We start from the raw sequence: 5,610 nt of genomic DNA on the forward strand, positions 1-5,610 counted from the left end.
GGCCGATCCATATAAATCATGAAGCCGCCGAAAAAATTCGCTAACAGATCACGCGCCGCAAAACCGACTGCGATGCCACCAACACCTCCAAAAGCAAGCACGCCGGAAACACTAAAGCCTAAAGTCTGCAACACCACCAATGTTGCGGTAATAATTACGGACAAGCGCAGCAGTTTGGTAATCGCATGAACGGTTGTTATATCGACCGGCTCTTCTTTTGTCTTACGATCCTCGATAATGCCTTGCTCTGCCCTTTTGATAAATCGGACCAGAAACCAGGTAATAGCAAGAATAACTAAAATGTTGTAAACCGGATCGGCATAATCAAACAGCGGCGATCTGGTATTGAGCTCGGCAATATCTGTAGCGACATATATCCCGGTTCCCCAAATGACAAGACTGACAGGCCTGATCAGCGCGAATACCAGCGCGTCATCCCAGTAATTTCTCGTGGATTCAAACTTGCGCAGGATGCGGCGAGCAGCTGCACGCTGGAAGAAATCTATTGATAGTGCTGCCAGCACAATAAGAAAGATATTTACTATCCAAACACTTTCCTTGCCGATATTCAGGAATTCAAAATCTGGCACGATACACCCTTTCGTTACTTACCAAATGGTTATTATTAATTCTTGCTTCTTGTTTTAAGTTATTATAATTATTTATTACCCTGTTACTTTGTTATACATCAAGCTCCAGCGTATCCCCAGCAGACAAATCATCTACCAATGCCACCGCGTTTTTCCATTGCTCTTCTTTTAGCATTTCCTTGCGATTAACAAAGTGCCTGCCATGCATCCTGGCCAGTCGCACATGGGACACTGGATTATCCAGGTTGCCCAGCTTATCCAGCACCTTTGCCGCTGCATCGGGATCATTGCATACCAATGCCATATCACATCCAGCATTGAGTGCCGCTCTCGCCCTGTCAACTACATCGCCTGCAATACTGGCGGCCTCCATACTCAAGTCGTCACTAAAAATGACGCCCTGGAATTCCAGCTGATTGCGGAGCACTTCATTTAACCAGAACCTGGAAAATCCCGCCGGGTGCGGATCGACGGATGAATACACGACGTGCGCCGGCATAATGCCCGCCAAACCATTTCGTATCAGGCGTTCAAAGGGTACAACGTCATAGGCAACGATATCTTCAAAGGGTCGTTCATCCACCGGGAATGCGACATGGGAATCCGCTTTTACCGCGCCATGTCCGGGGAAGTGTTTTCCCGTTGCGGCCATGCCCGCATGTTGCATGCCCCGTATATAAGCTATCGCCAGGTCTGCGACAATTTCCGGGTCCTTACCAAAAGCGCGGTCGCCAATAACATCACTAATACCACGTTCTATATCGAGTACGGGCGCAAAACTGAAATCTACGCCGACAGAACGCAATTCAATCGCCATTAACCAACCGCAGGTTTCAGCCATGCGCTTGGCGCGCTTTTTATCCTGCTGATAGTGCGCACCTAATTTTGCCAGCGGTGGCAATGCTGTAAAGCCTTCTCGAAACCGTTGCACTCGCCCGCCTTCGTGGTCTACAGCAACCAGCAGGTGTGGTTCCCTCACCTGGTGAATGCTCTCAACCAGATCGGTGATTTGTTCAGGAGATTCATAATTGCGGGTAAACAATATAACGCCACCCACTAGCGGATGTTCTAACATTTCTTTCTCTTCAGGCTCCAGGCGGGTGCCTTTGAGATCAACCATGACAGGACCTAGTGACATAATCTTTTTCTCTTTAATGTGTCATTTCGCGCAATGTTGTTAATCATAAACGTAATAACTGGCAAGCTTGTTCATTTGGCAGAACCATCATTCATACTGGTAACACGCAACCGTACATCAAAATAGTCCCGGAGGCGATCTCCCAGCAGGTTGACTGCCAGTACCACTAACATCAGCGCGATACCGGGAATCAACACCATATGTGGCGCAACCAGCAAATAGCGCGCGCCATCGCGGATCATACTGCCCCAGGATGCTTCCGGTGGCTGCACGCCCAATCCCAAAAACGATAATCCAGCTTCCGCGATGACAATACTGGCAATACCAAAACTGGCTTCAATAATTATAGGCGCCAATATCAAAGGTAATATATGTTTATAGAAAATTGTCAAACTCTGGGTACCCAGGGCAATGGCCGCCTGGATATGTTCGCGTTGTTTGACGCTGAGCACCTGGGCCCTGGCAAGGCGCGCATACCCCACCCAGCCTACAACGCTCAATGCAATGACAACATTTTCGATACCAGGTCCCATTATACCTGCCAGCGCAATGGCCAAAAGAATACCGGGAAATGCCAGAAAAATATCGATGATTTGAACAATCACCTGGTCAAACCAGCCACCATAGTAACCACTGGCAATCCCCAAACTAACTCCGGTGATGACTGAGACAATGATGACCCATATCGCCACCAAAAATGATGTTTTTGCACCCAGCACCACCCGGTCAAATATTGGTCGTCCCAGATCATCATAACCCAGGACGCTTCCCTCACCCGGCGGCAACAGTATTTTCTCCAACGCGATCTCGTTGGGCTGCAGTGGCAACAACGGCCCAAATAGAGCCAACAGGCACCAGCATATTATTATAGCCGCAGGGAGCTGCCCCAAAACCCGGCGAATGTTGAATTTTTTAATGGCGATCACATTATTCAGATGCACTTTCCTGCCCCAATCGAATACGCGGATCCAGTACACTGTAGAAAATATCCGTCGCGATATTTACCAGTACATAGGTCAAGCTAATTAACAGGATACATGTTTGAACCAGTGGATAATCACGCTTCTGAATAGCGTCTATGGTGAGTTGACCTATGCCAGGCCAGGAAAAGACCACTTCGGTAATCACAGCACCTGCCAACAGGGCGCCCAGTTGTAATCCTAACAAGGTTACGACAGGCAACATGGTATTGGGCAAAGCATGAAGAAATATAACTTTGAACGTAGACAATCCTTTGGCTCGCGCGGTGCGAATATAATCTTCATTGATTACTTCCAGCAAAGTGGCACGAACCATTCGCGATAAAATTGCCGCCATTGCGGTCCCCAGGGTCAAAGCAGGTAAAATAACCGATGCGCTTGTATCGCGCCCACTCACGGGCAACCACCCGAGGTACATGGAAAACAACAGAATTAATAACGGCCCCATCAGGAAATTGGGAATCGACACTCCCAGCAGTGACACTGTCATGGCACTGCGATCCCAGGAAGAGTTTTTATGCAGTGCTGCCAACACCCCCAAAGGCAATGCTATGGCGATAGCAAACAACAATGCCACGATAGTCAGCTCAACAGTGGCGGGTATGCGTTCACCGATAATATCAACGATGGCCTGCCTGGAATGCAGGGATTCACCGAAATCCAGCCGCACTAAATGATAAAGGTAGTCACCCCATTGAACCAGTAACGGGCGATCCAGGCCCAATGCATGACGCAAATTTTCCCGATCAGCAAGCTGTGCAGACTCCCCCAGCATGACTTCAACCGGGTCGCCAGGAATAAGGTGGATCATAAAGAACACCAGACTGGTAACACCAAATACGACAATGCCTGCACTTATCAAGCGCGATACAAGAAAGTGTCCCATGATGTTTACATGCTAAGTTAGCGATTTGCAGTCATTGAAACGAACATACACGCGTTACACCTGCCACTTTTTCAGGTAACTATCATAAAGCGCCTGATTCATTGCGGTAGCCCCCCGCTGTTCGCAAATTCTCGCGGCAAATTCCAACGCCCGTTCCAGCGTTGCTGATAATGGCCAACCGTAAGTCAATCCCAGAATCACTACGGCGGTGAAGGAGTCACCAGCACCAACAGTATCAACTACATTGGCTTCCACAGGCGCACCGGAAATCATGTCATCCTTGCTAATACAAAAAGCACCATGCTCACCCTGGGTAACAATTAACAACTCCAGGTCGTAAGTATCCAGAAATTCCCTGGCAAAGCTGAATAATCCAACAGTACTGTCGCTATCTACTTCCATGAGTGTCAGCAACTCATCTTCATTGAGCTTGACCCATGATGCCTGGGACAGCGATTGATGCACATCCTCTTTGCCCCACCAGGGGGGACGCAAATTGATATCCACAAAGGAAGGAAGCATAACGGCCTCCAATACACTATCCAACATGGCGCGTGATTGGCTGGTACGAGTAAGCAATGAACCATGGTACAACAGAGAGAATTCTTTCGAATCGAGCAAGCCTAACACTTGTCTCGGTTCAATGTTATCGTATGCCTGATCAGGTTCAATATCATACCCTGGCTGGCCGTCCACCAGACTGACCGTCACTCTCCCGGTTGGATGTTGTGAATCTTTTTGAATACCATGGGTATCCATACCCCAGTCACGCATGGTTTCCAATACCATCTGCCCATGCTCGTCATCGCCCACACTGGAAATCATCAGTGGTGACAGGCCAAATCCCTGCAGATGCCATGCTACATTAAATGGCGCACCACCCAGCACCGAGTTCCCGTCCGGGAAGCAATCAAATAACACTTCGCCGACGATAACCGGAGTTGTATTCTCAATAACAGTCAAAGCAAAACTCCCTTTGTATAAATTCCGCTGTCAATGAAGCACAACACCAGCGAATCAATCGCCCTGCGGCTGAACACTTTCCGCCAGGGGCCTATATTGCAATGCATAAAACATTTCGAGATAACGCCGTGTTTCATCGCGCTCCAGGTTGGTAACGTACTTCCAGAACCCGTAGATGCGCGACAATGTCATCATGCGTTCAGCATACAAACGCCAGGTGTAGCGTTGTTCAACGCGATCCAGTCCACCATGGGACAGGGTTTCCCAATATGATGGATCGTTATTGCATTTCTCAAAAAATTCCGCAATCAGGTCTGCGGAAAGATCACCGTGGTTTGGGTCGATATGAAATCCGGAAATGCCATGCTCGATAATTTCCGACGGCCCGCCGAAACAGGTAGCAAAAGTGGGGACACCACAGCTCATGGCTTCAATCACTGTCAGGCCAAACGCCTCGAACAATGCGGGTTGCACAAACACTCCACGCTTGTCGGCAACATAGCGATACAATTCTCCCGCAAATTGTTTATCAAGGCGCATTCCAATCCAGCGTACCTGATTATCCAGTCCGTATTGATTTATGAGTTCGTGCATACGACCGATTTGCGCCCGCTCATCATCATCAGATGACGATGATTCGTCAATATAACCGGCAACGGCTACCAGGTTGGCCAGGCTTCTGAGCTTTTCGTTTCGTCCGTACCATTCGACCAGACCCGCAATATTCTTGATGTTATCCAGTCGGGCCATGGTAAATATCAGTGGTTTATCCGATTCTGCGAGATGACCGCGAATGTTTTCATTGTCCTCATCATGGTAAATCAGTTGCGCTATTTCATCATGCAAACCTTGCAAACGACGCTCACTATCCTGGTAGGAAAAATAAATATCAGCATCAGCACCGGGTGATACGATATTAAACTTGGGATCGTACACATCGACACCGTTCACTACCCGGTATAAGCCAGGCATGGTAAAGGCGCTATGGCTTTCATACTGGCCAACACTTTCGTCATTACCGGCAATTTCCTGATAGGTGCTGGTAATGATAAA

Annotated in this window: 6 protein-coding genes; all 6 read right to left on the reverse strand. The window is 48.4% G+C overall.

From position 1 onward, the window contains the following. The coding region (locus ACWVCM_RS10955) for a mechanosensitive ion channel family protein (RefSeq protein ID WP_455201792.1) at positions 1–590 on the reverse strand (590 nt) is incomplete at its 3' end. A gap of 91 nt (positions 591–681) precedes the next feature. Continuing rightward, positions 682–1,728: a beta-N-acetylhexosaminidase gene (gene nagZ, locus ACWVCM_RS10960; RefSeq protein WP_455201793.1), complete on the reverse strand. Its 1,047-nt coding sequence runs from the start codon at positions 1,726–1,728 to the stop codon at positions 682–684. 71 nt (positions 1,729–1,799) lie between these two features. After that, entirely contained in the window at positions 1,800–2,669 is an 870-nt protein-coding gene (locus tag ACWVCM_RS10965) for an ABC transporter permease (RefSeq protein ID WP_455201794.1), read from the reverse strand. Continuing rightward, the gene (gene nikB / locus ACWVCM_RS10970) at positions 2,656–3,594 is read right to left on the reverse strand and encodes a nickel ABC transporter permease (RefSeq protein ID WP_455201795.1); all 939 of its coding nucleotides are present in this window, start codon (positions 3,592–3,594) and stop codon (positions 2,656–2,658) included. Before nikB ends, ACWVCM_RS10965 begins: the two co-directional genes overlap by 14 nt. Before the next feature lie 54 nt (positions 3,595–3,648). Further along, positions 3,649–4,557: a carbohydrate kinase family protein gene (locus ACWVCM_RS10975; RefSeq protein ID WP_455201796.1), complete on the reverse strand. Its 909-nt coding sequence runs from the start codon at positions 4,555–4,557 to the stop codon at positions 3,649–3,651. 54 nt (positions 4,558–4,611) lie between these two features. Continuing rightward, on the reverse strand, positions 4,612–5,610 hold a 999-nt coding region (locus tag ACWVCM_RS10980), incomplete at its 5' end, for a glycosyltransferase (RefSeq protein WP_455201797.1).

Source organism: Kaarinaea lacus, from assembly GCF_975902315.1.